This window comes from Pseudoduganella sp. UC29_106 (genome assembly GCF_044055365.1).
Taxonomy (GTDB): Bacteria; Pseudomonadota; Gammaproteobacteria; order Burkholderiales; family Burkholderiaceae_D; genus Rugamonas.
Genome location: NZ_CP171977.1, coordinates 1269980 through 1290800 on the forward strand (window position 1 = coordinate 1269980; position 20821 = coordinate 1290800).

Consider the following 20821-nt stretch of genomic DNA (forward strand, 5'->3'; position numbering starts at 1 on the left):
CTCGCCGCGCTGGTCGTCCCACGCAGTAGCAGGGAGGTCGGTGTCGCGCTGCCGCTGAAAGTCGCCGGCGGCGACTTCCGATGCGTGAGGCGTTGGCGTTTTGCCGGAGTGATGTTGCGCCGCGGTCGGTTGGCGTTTGGCGGGCGGGATGTTGCCGGCGCCGGCGGTCTGGCTGTCGGACGGCTGGCGTTGAGAATCGGTGCTTTCCGGACTGGTGGAATCACCGAACCCTACACAGGATAGGGTTTGCTCATTCGGCGGGTCGGAAGGTCCGGCAAACCCTATAGGCTTTGAATGCGCGAACCCTATAGGGTTCCTTTTTCTCGGGCGCTGGGCGAGTCATGATCCCGACGAAGGTATCTTTTGCCTTTTTCTTCGCCTTAGGCAGGGTGATGCCCAGGGCCAGCAGTAGCGGCTCGGGATTGCCGCGGTGCGGCTCAAGCAAGACCCGCAGCAACGACGTTTGCAGGCCGCTGTTGGCCTCGAGCGCGGCGAAGGCCAAATCTATCGCCTCTCGCCGTTGCGAAGCGCTGAGGCGTGCTGGCGCTGGTTGGCGGGCCAATCCGTAGCGCCGCGCTACCTTCAGTTGGAAATCAGCCTGCAATGCCTGGAGCTTGGAGCGGTTCCCCATGAGGTCGCTGCCCACCATCCGGCCTTCGATCAGCGGCAAGATCAGGATATGGGCGTGCGGCGCCGGCTCGTCGCGGTGAACGATGGCGCTCAAGATCGGTGCGCCTATGGTGGCGCCGGCCCACCGTACCGCGTCGGAGAAGAATGCGTCTTGGTCTATCGCTGACTCGTTCGGCAGGCTGATGACGATTTCCAGCGCTCGCACCGCATCTTTCCGTAAGGTCCGGATACCGGCCGCGCCCATGAGTGCTTGCGCCTCGCCAACGACGCCCGCGGCGTTTGCCGCGCCCGCCAACACCTTGTTCATTGGTGTTCGTGAAGGATCGATCGCGCAGCCGGGCGTGCCACCGAGCTCCGCCAGGATCTCGCGGTGGTTGTGGCGTGCGGCGACGCCGACGATGCCCTTGCCGGTCAGCTTTTGCATACGTAGGAACTGCGCGCCGGCCATTAGTCCAGATCCAGGTTGCCTTGTGGGTCTGGCATATCCAACCTACGCCCGCGAAAGACGTACCGGGCGATGCCCTTGTGCTTGAGGCCATCGGCCGTAATCACATCCTCTCGGAGCGTGTCAATCCGCCAGCCTTTCAATTCCAGGTCAAACACGCGTGTTGCCAGGCGGGCGAAGCCGATACCCGTGCCTTCCGGGGTCGAGAGGCCTGATTCGCCGAGGTATTGGAGGATTTTCAGCAGGCACTCGATCTGCGTGTCGGTTCGTGAACTGGAGAGTGCCAGTCCGGCATGCTTTAATTTGCGGCGCAACCTGCTAATATGTGCATTGCTACAGTTGAAGATTTTTCGTTGTCCACCTACGCCGCCCGCCAGCTTCGTAGGTCGAGCGCCCCCAGTCGGGGGCGTTTTTCGTTTTCTGGATGTCATTCGGCACCGCCTTCCGCCTGGCGATAGCCGACAGGATCTGCCAACCAACGATGCACCTCGGCGTTCGCGTACATGGTGCAGCGTTCGGAGAGTCGAACCGGTGCCGGGGCCTTTCCCGCAATAACAAGTTGGCGCCACTTTTCGCGACTTACCGGGATGACGTGGCGCAGTTGCTGCCAGCGGCTCATTCCCACAGTTGGCAGGGACGGCGCTGCTGGTGCTGCGGCGCTCATTGCTGACCACCGTTCAGAAGTGCGGTGATAGCCTCTGTGGGCCATGCAAGGCGGCGATTGATGCGTACGGGTTGCAGCGGGCCAGTGCCAGTCCAGGCCCAGCGGTTTAGAGTTAGCGGTTTTCGATTGAGGGCGGCGGCGGCCTGAGCCGTCGTCATCGTCTCCCGTAAAGCAGTGTTTTGGTTGTTTGCCATCTCATGTCACTCCTTGTGATATTCAATGGCTCCACTTCACAGGTGGGAAATTTTCCCGGCAAGCAGAAACTAAAAAAGCCAGTAACCCTTATGGATACTGGCTTTCTTTTACTTTTCGGGGCCGGGAAATTCCCCGATTATTCTTCCCTAGCTTCTCCCGATTCCCCGGAATTGCCATTTTTCGGCTTCTTAATCACTTTTCTCCTCCACGCCCCGCCGCTTAACGCCTCACGCAAGATGTTGCCATCGGTCAGCTTTTTGCTGCCTGCCCCCTTAATTCCACGTTTATCAGCGATCTCTGCAACGCGCCTGGACATGTCTGCCTTGCTTGACCATGCTCCCGCCTGATTATCAATTGCATCGAGCTCATCTGCGATAATTCGCACCGCATCCTGCCAAGTTTGAGGCGGGGCCGGCTCAGCTCCAGGCGCTGACGTCGCACCTTGGACGAGCGGTGCGGCCGTGCTAAACAGCCCCCCAATAAAGATATCCAACTCGGCTCCCATCACGGCAATTGAGGCAGATCCGAAGTAAAGGCCATCCGCCTGGTATCCACCGCCGTATCCCCCGTGCACGTTCCTTACAAACTGACCCTCCACACCATCGTGCCAGCATTTCGAAATGTAGATGCGCTTTCCCTTACCTAACAAGGCAGCCTCGTTGGCAGATAATCGAATCTCAACGGTCTGGTCACGTAACATGTTGACGTGTGCGCCCTGTCGAATCTGGGCGCTTGTCATAGGAAGGTACAGCTTGAACAGCCCCTGAGCGCCCAGTCCAAAATCTGGTCTGTACGAACTTCTTGGTTTACCGCGTTCGAAACGTACAATGCGGCCTCGTGAACCGAGTACCGGCTCTTCGTTGGCAATTTCATCAGCGCCCCTTCAAGGCGTCATCTTCAGAATCGGGGCACCAGCCAGGCCGGTGAAGAGCCGGCTTTTCGGGAGCTAACCTATGCTGGTGCTTTGAACTTCTTGTCGGCGCTGGTTGGCGCCGCTGCGGCCTATGCGGCCCTTCCGAACTTTCCCGCTACTACCTTGCCGGTCGCGGCCTTTTCCAAATAATCGGCGTACTGCTGCATCATCACGCGGCGCTCGTCTAGAAACATGGCGCGGTCGTAGGCCTCGCCGTAGGCGTCGCCTGAAGCATGCGAAAGCTGGCGATCGACCACCTCGTGCCGATATCCCAGGCGCTCCTTAATGACGCCCATTGCCAGCGAGCGGAAACCGTGCCCCGTCATCTTCCCTGAGTAGTTCATGCGCTTGAGCGCGGCCAGGATGGCGCCATTACTCATCGGCTTTTCGTGGTCGCGCTGATTCGGGAAGAGGTACCTGTTGCCGCCGGTGATGCCGTGCAGTTCGCGAAGCAGCACCCAACCTTGCGCCGGCAGGAATACATGGTGGTTGACCTTGCGCGGCTTGATTTTCTTCTTGCCCATTTTCATGCGGTGCCAATCGATGATCCAGGACTCGTTTTCCAAGTCGATCTCGGACCAGGGCGTTTCGATTAGCTCACTGGTACGCACGAAGATGAGCATCATCAGTCGCATCAGAATGCGCGTGGGGGCGAACATCCGGCCTTCGGTCTTCGCTAGAACACGAAGGAACTCCGGTAATTCATCTGGCGTGATGGCTGCGTGGTGGCCGCCTTCGCTGGACTTGAGCGCGCCGCGCAAACCCGGAACCGGATCGACCTCGGCTTTACCTGATGCTATCGCGTAGCGGAATATTTGACTGCACACCTGTCCCTGGCGCTTGGCTATTTCGAGCGCCCCGCGCTTCTCAATCTGGCGGAGCACGTCGAGCACAAGGGGAGCCTTGATTTCGGAGATGGGGTGTTTGCCGAGGCGCGGGAAAATGTCGACTTCCAGCCGGTGCAAAATGTTCTCCGCTGTGCGCGGCTGCCAGGTATCGAGCTTGTGTGTGTGCCATTCGCGCGCCACGGCCTCAAAGGTGTTGGCCGCAACAATTCCCCGCTGAAGCTTTTCCATGCGCTTAGCCTGCGCCGGGTCGATCCCACTGACCAGCTGCTTTTTTGCCGCGTCTCGCTTGGCGCGCGCTGCCGACAGCGACACCTCAGGATAGGCGCCGAACGAGAGTCTGCTTTCCTTGCCTGTGGCCTGTCTGATTTTCATGCGCCACAGCTTGCGACCGGTCGGCATTACCTCCAGGTACAGGCCGCCGCCATCGGCCAGCTTGTACGAAGCTGCCTTCGGTTTGGCATTCTTGGCCTGAATATCGGTCAGCGGAGCGACAACCTTAGGCATTTTGGGGGCATGCGCCTTAGCGCTTTGGGGGCATGCCCTGAGACTGCCCCCAAAAACCGTGGGTGTCAATGGGCGAACTTGGGCGCTACGGGCACAAAAAAGCCCCTAAGTCGTTGATTACTTAGGGGCTTTTGGGCAAACTTTGGAGTGGTTTGCGGCATTCTTGGCGGAGAGAGGGGGATTCGAACCCCCGATAGGCTATGAACCTATACACGCTTTCCAGGCGTGCGACTTAAACCACTCATCCATCTCTCCTGCATCTCTCACGATTCGCGAGAGGCCCGAATTATAGCAGGGCTTTGGATGGATGCAAAGTTTTTCTGGAGAAAAAACACAACACCCATCCTGTTGCCAGTCAGGCAATGTTCGATCAAGCCTGGAACCGGTCTCGGTTGACCTGGTCGGCGGGCAGGTCGCCTTGCGCTGCGTGCAGGTCAAAGTCGAAGTTGATCGAGTAGTAGGGCGCTTCGACTTCCTGGGCGCGCAGGGAGGCGGGATCCTCAATGCGCTCCATAGACGGCACCAGGCCCTCGCGGGTGGCGAAGGCGAAATCGTCCCACAGGTAGGGATCGCCGGCGATGTTGATCTGGGTGGTCAGCTTGCGGTGGCCGGGGGCGGTGACGAAGAAGTGGATGTGGGCGGGACGGGTGCCGTGGCGGCCCAGCGCCTTGAGCAGCTTGTCGGTGGAGCCGCCGGGCGGGACGCTGTACCCGACGGGCATCTTGCTGCGGAAGCGGTAGCGGCCGTCGGCGTCGGTGCGGATGGAACGGCGCAGGTTGTAGGGACTCTGGCTGGGATCGAAGAAGGAATAGCAGCCGAGGTGGTTGGCGTGCCAGACTTCGACCAGCGCGCCGGCGACGGGTTTGCCGTCCGCGCCGCGCACCTGGCCTTGCATGAAGAGCACGTCGCCGGGCTGCTCATCCTGGTCGAGGCGCGCGCTGCCGAGCGATTCGGGGGCGCCGGCCACGTACAGCGGACCTTCGATGGTGCGCGGCGTGCCGCCGGAGATGCCCTGGCGCGCCTCGGCTTCGTCCAGACGCAGGTCGAGCAGGTGCTCGAAGCCCAGGCCGGCGGCGATCAGGCCCCATTCGCCGTTGCGGCCCGCCTCGGTCAGGTAGCTGGCGGCCTTCCAGAATTCGTCCGGCTGGACATCCATTTCCTCGATCGTCATGAACAGGTCACGCACGATGCGGTTGACGATGGCTTGTACGCGCGGGTTGCCGCTGGCGGTCTCGGTGCTTTCGATCTTGCCCAGCAGTGCTTCGATGGCTTGCTTGTCCATATCAGTCTCCTTATTAAGTACTATAGGTCGGTTCACAGCGCCCGGAACAGCGGGCTGCGTGCGGCTTGCCCGGCGTCGGCAGCCGACAGGAACTTCTCGGTGAAAATGTCTTTCTCGAACAGGCGACCCTGCATCAGCGCCGAGATGCTGGCTTCGATCATCGGCGGCGGACCGCACAGGTAGGCGCGCCAACCCCGGAAGTCCTGGTTGAAGCGGCGCACCACGTGTTCATGCACGTAGCCGCGTGCGCCGCTCCACGCCGAACTTTCCGGCTCGCTGGACAGCACTGGCAGGTACTCGAAATTGGGGTGCTGCGCGGCCAGCTGCTCGAACTCACCCCGGTAATACAGCTCGTCCAGCGTGCGCGCGCCCTGTACCAGCCGGATCTCGCGCGAGTCTCCGCTCTTCAGCAGGTCGAGGATCATGGAGCGGGGGCTGGACAGGCCGGAGCCGCCGGCGATGAACAGCAGGGGGCGCGGATCGCTCTTGCGCACGAAGAAGCGCCCCAGTGGTCCGGATAATTGCACCTGTTCGCCGACCGCCAGCCGCTCGTGCACATAGGACGTCACTTTCCCCGCCCGGCACCAGCCGGATATTCAGCTCGATCTCGCGCGACGAAGGCGCGGAAGCAATCGAGAAAGCGCGCGGTGCCGCTTCACCGGCCAGCCAGACATTCACGTACTGGCCCGGCTGATATCGCAGCACCTCGCCGTCTTCGATTTCCAGGAACACACCCTTGATGGTGGGCGTGAGCGATTCGATGCGCGTCACGCGCGCCTGGAAGTCCAGCAGCGGCAGGCACTGCGCATCGGGGTCGGGATCGATATCGGCCTCGATGGTGAGGTCCGATTGCATCGTGGCGCAGCAGGCGAGACATTGCCCTCGTCGCGCTCGAAGTCCATCAGCGCGAATGGCGACGCCTCGCCGTGTTCCAGTTCGCCGCCGTTGGTCTGCACCTTGCAGGTGCCGCACAGGCCATGACCGCAGGCATGCTGCAGCCATACGCCGGCGCGCAGGCAGGCGTCCAGGATGGTCTGGCCTTCGGCCACGTCTACGGTCTGGCCGAGCGGTTCGATTGTCAGTTGGTAGCACATACGAGCCTCCGATTAGTTGCCGCTGCCGCCGATGCCACGGAGTGCAGGTGTCTGCAGGCGCAGCAGGGATTTGTGACCCAGACCGTTGTCCGCCAGGCTGGCCTCCATATCCGGTGTGAACGGTTCGCCGGAGCGCAGCCAGATGGCTTCCTTCCAGTCGATGGACGCGCCTTCGGGATGCGCGGAGAGTAAAGACGGCAGGACTTCGCTCACCAGCGCCTTGAACGGCATGGTGGGCGGCAGCGGAAGCGTGAAGGGGCTGCAAAACAGCATGTGGCGATCCCACCCGAAGTAGACGAGCTGGTTGCCGTGGAAGTTCTCCACGCGGTCACGGACTTCGCCCTCGTAGTCCGGCGCTAATGCGATTACTGGCATGATGGTCTCCTTGCGAGCTTACGCCGCGTTCTGGTTGTTGGCGGTCCAGCGCTCCCAATTGGCGCGGTCGGCGGATTCGGCGTAATCGCCGCGGTCTTCCGGCTTCAGGTTGTACCAGTCCAGTACTTCGGGCAGCGAAAGCGCCACCGCAATTGCCCTGAAAGATCTGATGCACCGGCAGCCAGGCCTGCACATATTTTTCCGGTTCGCCTTTGAAGATGTCGCAGCAGCCGTCGGAGCAGAAGTGGTAGCTGTCGCCCTTGTGCTTCACTTCGCGGTAGCAGATTTGCGACGGGTCGCCCGGCTCCGGGAAGGCCATCGGAATCTGGCACACCTGGCACAGCATCGGCAGGCCGGGATTGCTCCAGCGCTTGCCAGCCTTGTGCTGTTCCTGCCAGTAGCGCAGGCGCGGCAGGTGGTGCTTCTCGAAGCTGTTTGGATACTGCTCCTTCAGCCATTGCAGCTCGCTTTCTTCCGGCACCCAGGTGTGGAAGGCGGCGGCGTGGTTGAAGTTGTAGAAGATGGACCAGGCGATATGCGACAGGTGATCCTTTTCCTGGGCAGCCTGCTCGTGGTACTTGGGCATGCGCACGCCATAGCGGGCCAGGTCGGCGAACAGGGCGCCGCCGTTCTGCTCGAAGTAGATCTCCCACGCTTCCTTCCAGCTCATTACGCGCTTGGGCAGCATGTAGTCCATCATCATTGCCACCAGCGTGAGCAGGCGATAGCCACGCCAGAACCATTTGTCCACCCACTTCTGGATGATCGGCAGGTTGGCGGGGTCCTGCTCCAGCATGAACTTCACCACTTCCAGGCCGAGCGTCATGTGACGCGATTCGTCGGACTGGGCGGAGAAGCCGAAAGTCACGGTGGCCATGTCGCCGTTGTAGGCGGCGCCGGACATGAAGGGCATGAACAGCAGATTGGTCAGCACGTACTCGAAGGAGAAGGAGATGGCGGTGATGAACTCGAACGGGCCCGCCGTCATCGCATCTTCGAAATAGGACTTCGGTACGGACAGGTACCACAGCCGGTCGTGCATATGGCGCCAGTCGGAGAAGCCGTTGAAGAATTTGTTGTACTGGCTGATGGTGTGGATCTGCGTCTGGCAGTGGCGCAATTCATCGACTGACTGCATCTGGCAGGCGACGCGGGCGCCCACGCCGCGCAGGTTGCGGCCGGCCATGGCGAAGCCGCGATGCGCCGCATATTCCAGCGGAGAGACGCCGGTGAGGAAGAGCTTTAACGCGTTCACGTAGCGCGCATCGGTCACGTTCAGCTGGCCGTTATTTTGCTGGAAGGCGTCGATAATGGCGTAAAGCTTGCGCTCTTTCTCGGACTGGAATTTCCAGTAAGCGTCCATCGTCATGCGGAAGGGGTCTTCCCAGCCATCCCAGTCATGGATGATGATGCCTTCGAACTTATCGTGCGGGAAGACGGCGTCCATCGACTGGTAGGTGGTTTCCCAGCCCAGGTCGCGCGTCAGCAGGGCGTATTTGTCCCTGATCGACATCTTCGGTGTGGGCTTGGCGCCTGCCTTATCCTGTGCCGGCATGGTTGCGGTGTTCATTTGCTTGTCTCCTTATGGATGTTTAACGCCAGGCCAGCACGAACTGGTCTTCGGTTTCTTCGATATTGCCGGCCAGTGAGATGAGGCCAAGCTGCAGTTCCTGCACGTCCCAGTTGCGGCCGATGCGGTCTTCGATCGAGGCGCGGTTGATTTCCAGGCGCCCCGGCGCATCGATCTTCACCATGGCGGGATAGCGGTGCACGGTGGCGTGCGGGTTGTCGGTTTCGATGGCGTCGATGACGGGACGCATATCGTCGTTCGCCTGCAGGGCGATGAATACGAGTTGGCCGCTCATCATGCTTCTCCTTCGCGCGACAGGCCGAGCGTGGCCAGGCGCTTTTCCAGCGGGGCGGTAACGGCTGCCAGCACATCGGCGCCGTCTGCGCCGAACAGGCGGTTTGCGACGGGGCCAAGTGCTGCAGCAAAGCGGTCCAGCCATCCGAAAGCAAAGCCGGAGATGCGAGCGGTGTTGGCGCTGCTTTCCTGGGCCGCCGTCTTCACGACCGCATCGACCCAACGTGTGGTCTCGGCATGCCAGGTCTGCATGAAGTCCGTGGCCAGCGCATAGGCGGCGCCGTGCGCGAGGGACAGTTGTGCGTCCAGCTTCTGGAAGAACAGCGGATAGACCAGTGCGTCGAACACCAGGTTCTGCGCGACGAACAGTTCGAACCAGTCCTGGCGCACGATCAGGTCTTCCACAGCGTGGCGGGTAGGCTGCCAGGCGGCGTCTTCAAGCCATGCAGTCTTCGCTGCATCGACGGCGGGCTTGCCGCCGATCAGCAGGCCGATGCGCGTGAGGTACTGCGCCAGCGCCAGGCGGTCCATGGTGTGGAACATGCCCGCTTCGGTGATCGCGGAGCCGTAGCCGTAGGCGGTGATGGACGCGTTGTTCATATTGGCGGCCCATTCGGTGTGGCGCAGAACGACGACGGTGGTGGTCAGCAGGTCCTTCACGTCCGCAGGCAGGTTCGCCAGCAGCGCGCGCTGTTCGAGGAACTCCAGGTTTTTCTCCATCGATTCCTGCTGGCGCGCGCGGGTGTTCACGTAAGTGCCGTAGTAAAACTGGCGCGGGTCCTTCAGCGCGTACCAGTCGACCATGACGACCGCCGTGCGCCGCTTGTCATACAGTTCGTATTGCGGCTGCCACAGCGGGCGGTAGTGGAAGCTGGTGTCCGGCTGAAGGTCATACATCGCTTCCTGGTAGCGTGTGGCCGGCTTGTCACCGCCCAGCCGGCGGGCGATGTTGGCGAAGGTCTGGCGTATCGGCTTGACGCTGTCTGTGCGGATATCGATTTGCATTGCTATGTCTCCTGGTTGTTTTCCTTGTGAGCCCGTTCGCCGGGAACGCTGTCGTGCCAGTGGCGGCGTTCGTGCTCTAGTTGTCCGGCCGGCGCATCGGGCAGCACGGTGGCCTGCTGCTGGCGACGGAAGGCTTCGTACTGGGATGGACGCATGGTCAGTTCTACGCACAGGTCCGGGTCGCCGATGGAAAATTCGAACTGCACCCATACGGGATCGCGCGAAACAACCCGCACGAAGCGGCCCGGGTATGCAGGGCGCTTGATTCATGTCTCCTCCTGTTTTTCGTTGGTGCCGCAAGAGCTATTTAGCAATCGGCGTGCCACAAGACTAAGTGCTTGAATCCAAAGGGGAGAGGCGTTTGCAGGCCGCGCGGCATGGCGCGCGGCTTCATGATTTCATGAGGGGCTGAAACGGTGCTTCAGCAAATGCGGAGGGGCGTTACTTGAGGCCTTTCAGCTTATCCAGCCGGTAGGCGAGTTGCGGTCGGGTGATGCTGAGCAGGCGCGCAGCATGGGTGATGTTGCCCTCGGCCTTTGCGAGGGCCGTGCGGATCAGGCGGGCTTCTAGCTGGTCCAGGCTGAAGCCTTCAGCAAGCAGTTGTTCGCACAGTTCGTCGTGGCCGGGATCTGCGGTTTGCGTAGCCGATGCATGCAAGTGGCCGGTGGGGTCGATGGCTTTCATTCCGCCGGGCTCCGTCAGCGAGGGGAAAAGGGCATGCTCGTCGATCATCTGGTTGCTGTCCGTGAGGATCACGCCGCGCTCGATCATGTTTTCCAGTTCGCGGATATTCCCCGGCCACTGGTAGTGCATCAGCGCGCGCATGGCCTTGTCCGAAACGCCGGATGTGCGCTTGTTGTACAGCGTGTTGTACTTGCTGACGAAGTGCTCCGTCAGTAGTGGGATATCTTCGGTGCGCTCGCGCAGCGGCGGGATATGCACGGGATAAACGTTTAGGCGGTAATACAGGTCGGCTCGGAACTTGCCATTGGCCACGGCCTGTTTCAGGTCTTCGTTGCTGGCGGCGACGATGCGCACATTGATCTTGTGGACTTGCGTGCCGCCCACCCGTTCCAGTTCGCCTTCCTGCAGCACGCGCAGCAACGAGGCTTGGGCGCGTGGCGAGAGTTCGACCACTTCGTCCAGGAAGATCGTGCCCTGGTTGGCGCGCTCGAATTTGCCAGGCCTGCTGACCGTCGCGCCGGTATAGGCGCCTTTCTCGACGCCGAACAGTTCAGCCTCGATCAGGTCCGGTGGAATGCTGGCGCAGTTGACCGCGACGAAGGGTTGGTCGGCGCGCGGCGACGCGGCGTGCAGGCCGCGCGCAAACACTTCCTTGCCTGCACCCGTTTCTCCGGAAAGCAGCACATTGGCCTTGCTGGCGGCCGCGCGGTGAATCAGCTGGCAGGCTTCCCTGAAGGCGCGCGAGCGCCCGACGGAATTGCTGATCGCGTCGCGCTTGCCGGCCTTGATGGTTTCCTGCAGTTCGCTGACCTGGCTTTGCAGGGCGAACAACTCTTCGGCGAGGGAGTCGCGCGGCAGCATGCGTTCCATTTCAGCGTGGTCTTCCCACTCCTCGGCGGGCTTGCCGACGATTTCGCAGTGGGCATGGCCGCAGCCTACGCAGGCCACTTCCTTGTAGATGATGGGGCGTCCCACGAAATAGGTGGTGTAGCCGCTGGCGTAGCCAAGCTGGCTCCAGCACACAGGGTCCTTGCTGATGTCGTGATGCTGGAGGTAGACCTGGGCCTCGAAGGAGTTGCGCCATTCGAAGCGGCCGAAGAAGCTGCCCTTCTCAAGATCGAGATCCAGTTCGAGTGGCGTCACATGGACCAGGCCACGGATGCTGTGCAGTTGCGGCCCCACCATGAAGGCCTGCTCGATCGGCAGGTCTGGACGCAGCTTGCGCGCGACTTCCGCGTCGCGCAGGCCGGACTGGTAGCCGAAGCGCATCAGCAGTGCGCGGGCGCGCTGCATGCCGATGGTCTCGACCAACTCATCGCGCAGCGTGCCCAAGCGGCTGCCGGATTGAGCATCACGCGCTGCTCGTGCAGCCAGATGGTGCCCTGGTCTGGATCGAAACGGATCTGAGCCAACAGATCCTCATTGGACGGTAACTGCGGGGTCTCCACTGCCAAACTCCTGCTCGTTTGTCGGTTTTATCGGCCAATAGTGCCACAGAAATCCGCGTCTTGCGCCTCATCATTTGATGAGGTGCACCTCACCAAATGCTGAAGCGGAGCGCCGGGTTTTTGCGTGTCTTCCCTCTGTTATTGCAATGGCATGGTCGTTGCGTACAGCCCCGCTACGACAACACAACAAAGGAGACGCAATGAAAAGGGCAGCCATTTTTACCACCATGCTGATGCTCGCCAACGACGCGGCTTATGCGACCGAAGGCGCGGGGCTGGGCGTGTATCCGGATGGCCTGGAGAACTTCATGTCGGGCGCTTTGCCGCCGCCTGGCTTGTACGGCATCGCTTACGCCGGCGGCTTGCGTTACGACTCGATCCGCGATGGCGCCGGCAATCGCGTAGATGTGCCGAATTTCAGGGTGAAGGTCGGCGTGGCAGCGCCTCGGCTGGTGTGGGTGACGGGGCAATCGATCCTGGGCGGGCAACTGGCGCTGCATGTGGTGGCGCCGCTGCTGGATGTGGATGTGCGCGCGGGGGCCGGGCGCTGGAAGAACCAGGGGCTGGGCGATATGACTTTCGGCGCGGCCCTCGGATATCACGCCTCGCCCAGCCTGCATTATCTTGTCTCGCTGGATGTGGTGGCGCCAACCGGCAGTTACGACCGTGACGACCCTGCGAGCCTGGGCAGGAACATCTGGACCGTACAGCCGGTGCTGGCGGTCAGCCTTGTGCAGCCGAGCGGATGGAACCTGGACGTGAAGGCCATGTACGATATCAATCGCCGCAACCGCGATACCGGCACGCGTTCGGGACAGGCGCTGCATGCCGACTACTCGGTTGGGTGGGGATTCGGCAATGGCTGGGTGGCGGGACTGGGCGGTCACGTGTATCGCCAGACCACCGGCGATAAGGGCCCCGGCGCCGCGGACAAGGCGCGCGCCTATGCGCTCGGACCTGTGCTGAAGTACGATAGCGGCAGGGGCTGGTTCCTGACCGCCAAGCTGCAGGAGGAGCTCGGGGTACGCAATCGTCCGCAGGGACGCCAGTTTTATTTGAAAGCGGTGCTGCCGCTATAAGGAAAGGGAGGCAAACGATGACACGGGTTCGCGTTGATGGCTACACCATTTCGCTCGACGGATACGGAGCAGGTCCGGATCAGGACATCAACAATCCGCTCGGCGTGGGCGGGAGGATCTGCACCAGTGGCTGGTGCCGAGCAAGGACGTTCCAGCAATCCGTGTTTCGCAAGGGCGGCGGTACGACCGGCGTTGACGACGATTTCGCTGCCCGTGGCTTCGAGAATGTGGGAGCCTGGATTCTCGGAAGGAATATGTTCTCTCCCGATCGCGGCGACTGGCCGAACCCGGACTGGAAGGGCTGGTGGGGCGACAATCCACCGTATCACGTTCCCGCCTTCGTGCTGACGCATTACGCTCATCCCCCGATCGAGATGGAAGGCGGTACGACCTTCCACTTTGTCACCGGCGGCATTCGCGAAGCGCTGGAGCGCGCACGCGAAGCCGCTGCCGGCAAGGACGTGCGCATCGGCGGCGGGGCGAGCACCATCCGGCAGTACCTGCGCGAAGGCCTTATCGACGAACTGCACATCGCGATCTCGCCGATCCTTCTTGGCAGGGGCGAGCCGCTGTTCGAAGGGCTGGACCTGCGGGCGCTGGGATACGAATGCGCGGAATTCGTGGCTTCGGAGAAGGCCACGCATATCGTCCTGCGGCGAGGCGGCTGAAGCCCGCTTCGCAGCAGCGTCAGAACGCGTGCATGGACCTACGCTGGCGCAATGACTCGAACAGGCTTTTCATGTCGTCAGCGTCGGAGCCATGCCATGCCGGCGCGCACTGGTAACGCAATTCCAAGGGAGGCCTTATGCGTGCGCCGCCCGAAAGCAGCCGCTGGATAATCTGGGAAGGGACTTTTTCACTGATCAAATAGGCGATGGCATAGCGCCATCCACATTTCTCGGCCAAGTCAAGGGCGTCATCAATGACGCCATGCCAGCCGAGCGCTCATGCGGCGTTCCTCGAAAACTCAATAGCACATCTGTCTCCAGTTTTTCGCTTGGCTACGTGGCCGCGCGATATTTTCTGGTGTCCGCCACCTTAACATGGCTGAGGTAGCAAATGCGATGGCCGGATGCCGTTCAATGCTTAATTTGTTGGCAGCAGGGCGACAGTCTTGCTCGAGAGTTTTACTAGTGCATCAATCGCGTATTTCCTCCAGTAATTCCGGGTACTTGTCCAGCAGCTTCAATAGTTTGATTGTGGAAATGCTTGGACGCGCTTTGCCGGTTTCGTAGCGCGAAAATGCGTTCACGCCGCCGCCGAAAATCTCGCCGGCCTGGCGCTGGTCGAGTTGCAATTTCTTGCGCACCGCGACGATGTATGCGGGATCTACCAGCCCGCTGTTCACTAGTCGCTGGTACTCGCCGATTTTTGCCATGCACGGATCGGCGGCTTCGCGATCCAGCACGATCTCGCCGCAAGCGTCGCAATAGTCGCCCGATACTCCGGCTATCACCGTCTCCCGGCCTTTGTAAGAGTAGGGCACGTCGCGGGTGTCATGAACAGGGGACGCGGCCCCGCAAGCAGGACAATTTTTCATTTCGCAGCTCCTTGAACGAAAGGATAAGAACGTTGTCAACGACGGTCAGCTTGATATACGGCGCAATGCCTTCAGTAGTGTGGCCGTGGTAGACGTCCTGCCTTTGCGCAGTTTGCCGCTGTGATAGTGGCGCGGACTTGGCCGGAATAGACGGATGGCGGATTCGCACTGCCGCGCTTTGTGAAAAATCGAAGAGAGGTTGGGAAACCGAAAGTTTGCGCAACCATTTCGGCGGGCGAGTGTGCTATTGTTCGAATCCCGACAGAAATGATTGCGCAAACATGGCTCGCTTCAAGATCAAAGGACTTCGCTGGTGGATGATTGGCCTGGTCATGCTGGGGGCCATCATCAACTACCTGACGCGCAGCACGCTGGCGGTGGCGGCGCCGACGCTGCTGAAGGACCTGAACATTACCGCTCAGGAATACTCGTACATCACCGCCACCTTCCAGGGCGCGATCATGTTGCAGCCGCTGGCCGGTTATGTGCTGGACGTGATCGGACTGAAATTCGGTTTTGCGATGTTTGCGACCGCGTGGTCGATGATCTGCATGGCGCACGGCTTCGCCACCAACTGGCAGGCGCTGGCCGGACTGCGCGGCCTGCTGGGACTGGCCGAAGGATGCGCGAATCCGGCCGGGATGAAGGCGGTGTCCGAATGGTTCCCCGCGAAAGAGCGCGGACTGGCGGGTGGCATCTTCAATATCGGTGCGTCGTTCGGCTCGATGCTGGCGCCGCCGCTGGTGGTCTGGGCCATCCTGCACTACAACTGGCAATCCGCCTTCGTGATCACCGGCGCGCTGGGCCTGGTATGGGTGGCGGGCTGGCTGCTGCTGTATGACGCGCCCGCAAAGCACCGCCGCCTGTCGGAAGAAGAAGCCAAGCACATCGTCGAGGGACAGGAACTGCACCTGCAAGGCGACGGCACGCGCCCATCGATCATCAGCATCATGAAGATGCGTAATTTCTGGGGCATTGCCCTGCCGCGCTTCCTGGCGGACCCCGCCTGGGGCACGCTGGCGTTCTGGGTTCCGCTCTACCTGACCACGGTGCGCCATTTCGACCTGACGCAGATCGCCATGTTCGCCTGGCTGCCATTCCTCGCCGCCGACCTGGGCTGCCTGTTCGGCCCGACCGTTGCGCTGGCGCTGCAAAAGCGCGGAGTAAAACTGATCAATGCGCGCAAGGGCGCGTTCACTGTCGGCGCCTGCATGATGATGGGCGTGGCCTTCGTCGGCTTCGTGGACAGTCCTTATGCCGCCATCGCCTTGCTCTGCCTGGCCGGCTTCGCGCACCAGACCTTGTCCGTCACCGTGATCACGATGGCGTCCGACCTGTTCCGCCGCAATGAAGTCGCCACGGTGGCCGGCATGTGCGGCACCTTCGGCAATTTCGGACTGCTGCTGTTCTCCCTGCTGATCGGCGGCCTGATGGCCACCGTCGGCTACACGCCTTTCTTTGTCAGTCTCGCCGTGCTGGACCTGGTAGCCGCAGCGCTGCTGTGGATCCTGGTGCGCGAGCCCAAATCATCATGATCCAGAACCCCATCCTCCGCGGCTTCAATCCCGACCCCTCCATCGTGCGCGTGGGCGACGACTACTACATTGCCACCTCCACCTTCGAATGGTATCCGGGCGTACAGATCCACCACTCGCGCGACCTGGTCAACTGGCGCCTGCTGACGCGTCCACTCACGCGCGCCAGCCAGCTCAATATGCTCGGCGCACCCGACTCCTGCGGCGTTTGGGCGCCGTGCCTGACTTACGCGGATGGCCTGTTCTGGCTGATCTACACGGACGTGAAGCGTTACGGACGCACGTCCACCGGCGGCGCCACCGGCAGCGCCTCGCTGCGCGACTTCCACAATTACCTGGTCACCAGTCCGAACATCGAGGGCCCCTGGTCCGACCCCATCTTCCTGAACAGCAGCGGCTTCGACCCATCGCTGTTTCATGACGACGATGGCCGCAAATACCTGCTGAACCAGCTGTGGGACCATCGTCCCGGCAGCAACCGCTTCGCCGGCATCGTGATGCAGGAATACTCGGTGGAAGAGGGATGCCTGATCGGCAAGCGCGAGAACATCTTCAAGGGCACGCCGCATGGCCTGACCGAAGCGCCGCACCTCTACAAGCGCAACGGCTACTACTACCTGCTCACGGCCGAAGGCGGCACCGGCTGGAACCACGGTGTGACGATGGCGCGCTCGCGCGAGCTGCACGGCCCTTACGAGCTGCATCCCGATACGACCATCCTCAGTTCGCGCAACCGTCCGGATGCGGAACTGCAGCGCGCCGGCCACGCCGACCTGGTGGAAACGCAGGATGGGCAAACGTATATGGTCTACCTGTGCGGCCGTCCGCTGCGCAACCGCGGCACCTGCACGCTGGGCCGCGAGACCGCCATCCAGCCCATGGTCTGGGTGAGGACGGCTGGCTGCGCACGCTCGACGGGCAGGGCTCGCCCGAGTTGCAGCCCGCAGCACCAGGGTTGCCGGAGCACCGTTTTGCCGAAGCGCCGGTGCGCGAAGATTTCGACGGCGAGCAGTTGCCGCCAGCCTTCCAGTGGCTGCGCACGCCGTGGCCGGAGGGGCTGTTCAGCCTGACCGAACGGCCGGGCCATTTGCGCCTGTTTGGCCGCGAAAGCGTGGGCAGCCAGTTCCGCCAGGCGCTGATGGCGCGCCGCCAGCAGTCGCACTGCTACAGCGCGTCAACGGTGGTCGAATTCGAGCCGGAACATTACCAGCAGCAAGCGGGCCTGATCTGCTATTACGGCGCCGCCAAATTCCACTACCTGTACATCACGCATGACGATGAAACAGGCAAGCACCTGCGCGTGATGAGCAGCCTGCCCAACCATGTGCAGACGGACACCTTTACCGCGCCGATCCCGCTGCCCTCCGGCGTGCCCGTCCAGCTGCGCGTGGAAGTGGACGAGGAGCGCCTGTACTTCGGCTATCGCCTGGGTGATGGCGAATGGCATTGGCTGCCGCAGATGTTCGATGCCAGCATCCTGTCCGACGAAGCCAACGCGCCGGGCCAGCCCAATTTCACGGGCGCCTTCGTGGGCATGGCCTGCCAGGACATGGCCGGCACGGCGCTGCATGCCGACTTCGACTATTTCGAGTACCGCGAGCGCGAATATTGCATGGACGCACGGCGCAGTTAGCGCAAGGGCGCATCAGTGGCGACCCTCGGGCAAGGATTCCAGTACGATAAGTCCAGCTCGAGAGGCAACTCATGGTGCAATCACATGTTGCGAATTTCGCGCCCGACAGAACCGTTTCGGCGGAGTCATTGCGCCTGGTAGAACTCATACCTTGCGCTGCTTTGCTGTATTCAGACGCAGAAGCGATTCTCGCCGCGAACAGGATGTTTTGCGAACTGCTCGGCTATACCCAGGCCGAGCTGGCGCGCCTGGGCCTTGCCGACTTCACGGACGGCGAAGACCGTCAGCGCGGTGACGACGCGCGCGCCCAGTTCCTGCAAAACGCAGCTGGCGAAGTGTCGTTCCGGCAACGGTACAGGCGAAAAGACGGGGAGGGCATTGCCTGCGAAGTGGCGCTCGAGTGCATCGCCGACGCACAGCCGGTCCAGTACCTCGCGGTGGTGCGCCAGCTCAGCATCCAGCATCCGAGGGAAGCCGGCCAGCTGGCGAGCGATGATGAGCTCATTCTGAAATCCGTTGCCGAAGGTTTCGTGGTCCTAGACCGCGAATTTCGCGTGCTGCGCATCAACGATGAAGCGCTGCGCATCGATGGCCGTCCACGTTCGGCTTTCCTCGGCCGGACGTATTGGGAAATCTGGCCCGGGTCGGAAGACTTGCTCCTGGCCGACGCCTACCGCAGGGCGATGCGCGACCGCGTTGAACTCACGGTGGAACAGCTCTACCGCCACAACGGGCGGGAGTTGTGGATCAAGGCCCGCGCCACTCCGCTGCGCGATGGCCTGCTGGTGTTTTACCGCAATATCACCGGCCGCAAGCGCGCCGAAGAGGAACTGCGGGAAAGCGAAGCAAGATTCCGCACGATTGCCGATTCGATGCCGCAAATCGTCTGGTCCACCCAGCCCGACGGCTACGACGACTATTTCAACCGGCAATGGCATGAATACACGGGCGTGCCCGAAGGCGCGGCGCATGGCGATGCCTGGGTGAACCTGTTCCATCCCGACGACGTTGCGCAGATGGAGCAGCGCTGGGGGCACAGCCTCGCCACGGGCGAGCCATACGAGGCCGAATTCCGGTTGCGCCACCGTTCCGGCAACTACCGCTGGTGGCTGGCGCGCGCGCTGCCGGTGCGCAATGAGCATGGCGAGATTGTGCGCTGGATGGGCACGTCCACCGATATCCACGAACGCATCCTGATGCAGGCCGAACTGCAGGACATCCAGGTGCGCCTGCAGGCGGCGCTGAATGCCGCCGAAATCGGCACGTGGACCTGGGATATCGCGGCCGACCAGGTGCATGCGGATAGCAATCTGGCAGCCATGTTCGGCATTTCGCCAGCGGTAGCCGATGGCGGACCGATCGACGCCTATTACGCTGTGATCCATCCGGACGACGTAGCTGCCGTGCGCGGCGGCATCGACAAGGCGCTGGGCCTCCGGCGAGCCATACTACGAGCAATTCCGGGTGTGCGATGGGGCGGGGCGCGCCCGTTTCATGCAAGGCCGCGGCACCGTGTTCAGCGGCGCAGAAGGGAAGCCGCGGCAAATGTCCGGCGCCGTGCTCGATGTCACCCGCCAGCTGCAGGCCGAAAGCGCGCTGAAGTCCAGCGAGCTGACCTTTCGCACGCTGGCGGACAATATCCCGCAACTAGCCTGGATGGCCGACGCGGACGGCTACATTTTCTGGTACAACAGCCGCTGGTTTGAATACACCGGCACCACGCTGCAGGAAATGCAGGGCTGGGGCTGGACAAAGGTGCATCACCCGGACCATGTGGACCGCGTGCTGGCGCTGTACCGCAAGCGCATCGTGGAAGACCAGGAAACCTGGGAAGACACGTTTCCCCTGCGCGGTGCAGACGGCCACTATCGCTGGTTCCTGTCGCGCGCCGTGCCGATCCGCGATTAGCAAGGGCATGTGGTGCGCTGGATGGGCACGAACACTGACATCACGCTGCAGCGCGAAGCGGAGGAAGCGCTGCAACAGTCTAACCAGCGCAAGGACGACTTCCTGGCGATGCTGGCGCACGAACTGCGCGGGCCGCTGGCGCCCATCAGTACCGCCGCGCAGCTGCTCAGGCTGGGCGCGCGCAATCCGGAAAACATCCAGCGCTCCAGCGACATCATCGACCGTCAGGTCAAGCACATGACCGAGCTGGTGGACGATCTGATGGATGCGTCGCGCGTGACCCGCGGCCTGGTGTCGATCGAGCAGGAAGTGGTCAGCGTGTCGCTGGTCGTGCACACGGCCGTCGAGCAATCGCGCCCGCTGATCGAAGCGCGCAAGCAGCAGCTGGTGCTGGACATGAGCGAGGACGGCGGTACCGTGCTGGGAGACCGCACGCGCCTGATCCAGGTACTGGCCAACCTGCTGAACAATGCCGCCAAATACACGCCGCAGGGAGGCCGGATCGTGCTGAAGGTGACAGCCCGCGAACACGAGGTCGATATCTGTATTTCCGACAACGGCATCGGCATGGATACGTCCCTGTTGCCGCATGTCTTCGAGCTGTTCACCCAGGCCGAGCGCACGCCGGACCGCAGCCAGGGCGGGCTCGGTCTCGGGCTGGCGCTCGTGAAGAGCATCGTCGCACTGCACAATGGCCATATCACCGCCGACAGTGCAGGGCGCGGCATGGGCAGTACCTTCACCGTCTCGCTGCCCCTGCATGCGGCGCCGCCGGGCGCGCGGCCGCTGCGGATTCTGCTGGTCGACCTGGCCGATGACGATGAAGCCATTTTTTCCACGGCACTGCAGGCGGACGGGCACACCGTCATCCTGTGCCACGACGGCGCCTGCGCCCGGGCGCAGGCCAGCGAGCAGCATCCGGACGCGGTGTTGATCCGAGCCGATCAACCCGGCGTTGAAGTCTACGCTCTTGCACGCCAGCTGCGGGCGCTGCATCCTGACCGGCACGCGGTTTACATTGCGCTCACCGAGTCCGGCCAGTCGCACGACAAGATCATCGCCCGTGGCGCCGGTTTCGATTACCACCTGGAACGGCCGGTCTCGATGTCCAGCCTGCGGGCCATCCTGCCGAGTGCACATGGAGGCGAATCAGGCGCCGCGTGACAATCTGTGAA

At 62.1% G+C, this 20821-nt stretch carries 21 protein-coding genes, 1 tRNA gene and 3 pseudogenes; 8 read left to right on the forward strand and 17 right to left on the reverse strand.

What is annotated here, in order from left to right:
* Nucleotides 1–250: 250 nt before the first annotated feature.
* From ACHMW6_RS06715 to ACHMW6_RS06785, 15 genes and pseudogenes are all read right to left on the reverse strand, one after another.
* Nucleotides 251–1078 carry a plasmid recombination protein gene (locus ACHMW6_RS06715; RefSeq protein WP_395406352.1) on the reverse strand — a complete coding sequence of 276 codons (828 nt, stop codon included), beginning with the start codon at nucleotides 1076–1078 and terminating at the stop codon, nucleotides 251–253.
* On the reverse strand, nucleotides 1078–1506 hold the full coding sequence (locus tag ACHMW6_RS06720; protein ID WP_395406353.1) for a helix-turn-helix domain-containing protein: 429 nt from the start codon (nucleotides 1504–1506) through the stop codon (nucleotides 1078–1080). The genes ACHMW6_RS06715 and ACHMW6_RS06720 overlap by 1 nt, the downstream gene beginning before the upstream one ends.
* The gene (locus ACHMW6_RS06725) at nucleotides 1503–1739 is read right to left on the reverse strand and encodes a helix-turn-helix transcriptional regulator (RefSeq protein ID WP_395406354.1); all 237 of its coding nucleotides are present in this window, start codon (nucleotides 1737–1739) and stop codon (nucleotides 1503–1505) included. Before ACHMW6_RS06725 ends, ACHMW6_RS06720 begins: the two co-directional genes overlap by 4 nt.
* A 331-nt stretch (nucleotides 1740–2070) precedes the next feature.
* Entirely contained in the window at nucleotides 2071–2634 is a 564-nt protein-coding gene (locus tag ACHMW6_RS06730) for a hypothetical protein (protein WP_395406355.1), read from the reverse strand.
* A gap of 302 nt (nucleotides 2635–2936) precedes the next feature.
* On the reverse strand, nucleotides 2937–4199 hold the full coding sequence (locus ACHMW6_RS06735) for a tyrosine-type recombinase/integrase (RefSeq protein ID WP_395406356.1): 1263 nt from the start codon (nucleotides 4197–4199) through the stop codon (nucleotides 2937–2939).
* 164 nt (nucleotides 4200–4363) lie between these two features.
* Nucleotides 4364–4454: transfer RNA gene (locus ACHMW6_RS06740), tRNA-Ser, on the reverse strand.
* Nucleotides 4455–4569: 115 nt separating this feature from the next.
* Complete coding sequence (gene catA, locus ACHMW6_RS06745; protein ID WP_395406357.1) at nucleotides 4570–5481, reverse strand: catechol 1,2-dioxygenase; 912 nt, start codon at nucleotides 5479–5481, stop codon at nucleotides 4570–4572.
* Nucleotides 5482–5513: 32 nt separating this feature from the next.
* Nucleotides 5514–6575, reverse strand: a pseudogene (locus tag ACHMW6_RS06750) (NADH:ubiquinone reductase (Na(+)-transporting) subunit F).
* A gap of 12 nt (nucleotides 6576–6587) precedes the next feature.
* Nucleotides 6588–6950 (reverse strand): phenol hydroxylase subunit P4, encoded by a 363-nt coding sequence (locus ACHMW6_RS06755; protein ID WP_395406358.1) that lies wholly within the window; start codon nucleotides 6948–6950, stop codon nucleotides 6588–6590.
* Between the two features lie 18 nt (nucleotides 6951–6968).
* Nucleotides 6969–8520, reverse strand: a pseudogene (locus ACHMW6_RS06760) (aromatic/alkene/methane monooxygenase hydroxylase/oxygenase subunit alpha).
* Nucleotides 8521–8542: 22 nt separating this feature from the next.
* Nucleotides 8543–8815, reverse strand: a complete 273-nt coding sequence (locus ACHMW6_RS06765; RefSeq protein WP_395406359.1) for an MmoB/DmpM family protein — start codon at nucleotides 8813–8815, stop codon at nucleotides 8543–8545.
* On the reverse strand, nucleotides 8815–9819 hold the full coding sequence (locus ACHMW6_RS06770; RefSeq protein ID WP_395406360.1) for an aromatic/alkene monooxygenase hydroxylase subunit beta: 1005 nt from the start codon (nucleotides 9817–9819) through the stop codon (nucleotides 8815–8817). Before ACHMW6_RS06770 ends, ACHMW6_RS06765 begins: the two co-directional genes overlap by 1 nt.
* 2 nt (nucleotides 9820–9821) lie before the next feature.
* Nucleotides 9822–10055 (reverse strand): phenol hydroxylase subunit, encoded by a 234-nt coding sequence (locus ACHMW6_RS06775; protein WP_395406361.1) that lies wholly within the window; start codon nucleotides 10053–10055, stop codon nucleotides 9822–9824.
* A 205-nt stretch (nucleotides 10056–10260) separates the two neighbouring features.
* A complete protein-coding gene (locus tag ACHMW6_RS06780) occupies nucleotides 10261–11688 on the reverse strand; it encodes a sigma 54-interacting transcriptional regulator (protein ID WP_395408550.1) in 1428 nt (475 codons plus the stop codon).
* Nucleotides 11680–11951, reverse strand: a pseudogene (locus ACHMW6_RS06785) (XylR N-terminal domain-containing protein); the annotation flags it as partial. The gene ACHMW6_RS06780 and the pseudogene ACHMW6_RS06785, both read right to left, overlap by 9 nt.
* Nucleotides 11952–12151: 200 nt before the next feature.
* Between ACHMW6_RS06785 and ACHMW6_RS06790 the strand changes: the two are divergent.
* Nucleotides 12152–13030, forward strand: a complete 879-nt coding sequence (locus ACHMW6_RS06790) for a transporter (protein ID WP_395406362.1) — start codon at nucleotides 12152–12154, stop codon at nucleotides 13028–13030.
* Between the two features lie 17 nt (nucleotides 13031–13047).
* Complete coding sequence (locus ACHMW6_RS06795) at nucleotides 13048–13698, forward strand: dihydrofolate reductase family protein (protein ID WP_395406363.1); 651 nt, start codon at nucleotides 13048–13050, stop codon at nucleotides 13696–13698.
* Between the two features lie 470 nt (nucleotides 13699–14168).
* Here ACHMW6_RS06795 and ACHMW6_RS06800 read toward each other — a convergent pair whose 3' ends face one another.
* Nucleotides 14169–14570 (reverse strand): type II toxin-antitoxin system MqsA family antitoxin, encoded by a 402-nt coding sequence (locus ACHMW6_RS06800; RefSeq protein ID WP_395406364.1) that lies wholly within the window; start codon nucleotides 14568–14570, stop codon nucleotides 14169–14171.
* Nucleotides 14527–14739 carry a type II toxin-antitoxin system MqsR family toxin gene (locus ACHMW6_RS06805; RefSeq protein WP_395408552.1) on the reverse strand — a complete coding sequence of 71 codons (213 nt, stop codon included), beginning with the start codon at nucleotides 14737–14739 and terminating at the stop codon, nucleotides 14527–14529. The genes ACHMW6_RS06800 and ACHMW6_RS06805 overlap by 44 nt, the downstream gene beginning before the upstream one ends.
* A 112-nt stretch (nucleotides 14740–14851) precedes the next feature.
* On the opposite strand from ACHMW6_RS06805, the gene ACHMW6_RS06810 reads away from it, so the two are divergent.
* From ACHMW6_RS06810 to ACHMW6_RS06835, 6 genes are all read left to right on the forward strand, one after another.
* Nucleotides 14852–16105 carry an MFS transporter gene (locus ACHMW6_RS06810; protein ID WP_395406365.1) on the forward strand — a complete coding sequence of 418 codons (1254 nt, stop codon included), beginning with the start codon at nucleotides 14852–14854 and terminating at the stop codon, nucleotides 16103–16105.
* Nucleotides 16102–17175 carry a glycoside hydrolase family 43 protein gene (locus ACHMW6_RS06815; RefSeq protein ID WP_395406366.1) on the forward strand — a complete coding sequence of 358 codons (1074 nt, stop codon included), beginning with the start codon at nucleotides 16102–16104 and terminating at the stop codon, nucleotides 17173–17175. The genes ACHMW6_RS06810 and ACHMW6_RS06815 overlap by 4 nt, the downstream gene beginning before the upstream one ends.
* On the forward strand, nucleotides 17091–17738 hold the full coding sequence (locus ACHMW6_RS06820; RefSeq protein ID WP_395406367.1) for a hypothetical protein: 648 nt from the start codon (nucleotides 17091–17093) through the stop codon (nucleotides 17736–17738). The genes ACHMW6_RS06815 and ACHMW6_RS06820 overlap by 85 nt, the downstream gene beginning before the upstream one ends.
* A 71-nt stretch (nucleotides 17739–17809) precedes the next feature.
* Nucleotides 17810–19444 carry a PAS domain S-box protein gene (locus ACHMW6_RS06825; RefSeq protein ID WP_395406368.1) on the forward strand — a complete coding sequence of 545 codons (1635 nt, stop codon included), beginning with the start codon at nucleotides 17810–17812 and terminating at the stop codon, nucleotides 19442–19444.
* Nucleotides 19395–19646 (forward strand): PAS domain-containing protein, encoded by a 252-nt coding sequence (locus ACHMW6_RS06830; protein WP_395406369.1) that lies wholly within the window; start codon nucleotides 19395–19397, stop codon nucleotides 19644–19646. Before ACHMW6_RS06825 ends, ACHMW6_RS06830 begins: the two co-directional genes overlap by 50 nt.
* Nucleotides 19647–19667: 21 nt before the next feature.
* Complete coding sequence (locus ACHMW6_RS06835) at nucleotides 19668–20810, forward strand: ATP-binding protein (protein ID WP_395406370.1); 1143 nt, start codon at nucleotides 19668–19670, stop codon at nucleotides 20808–20810.
* Nucleotides 20811–20821: the final 11 nt, after the last annotated feature.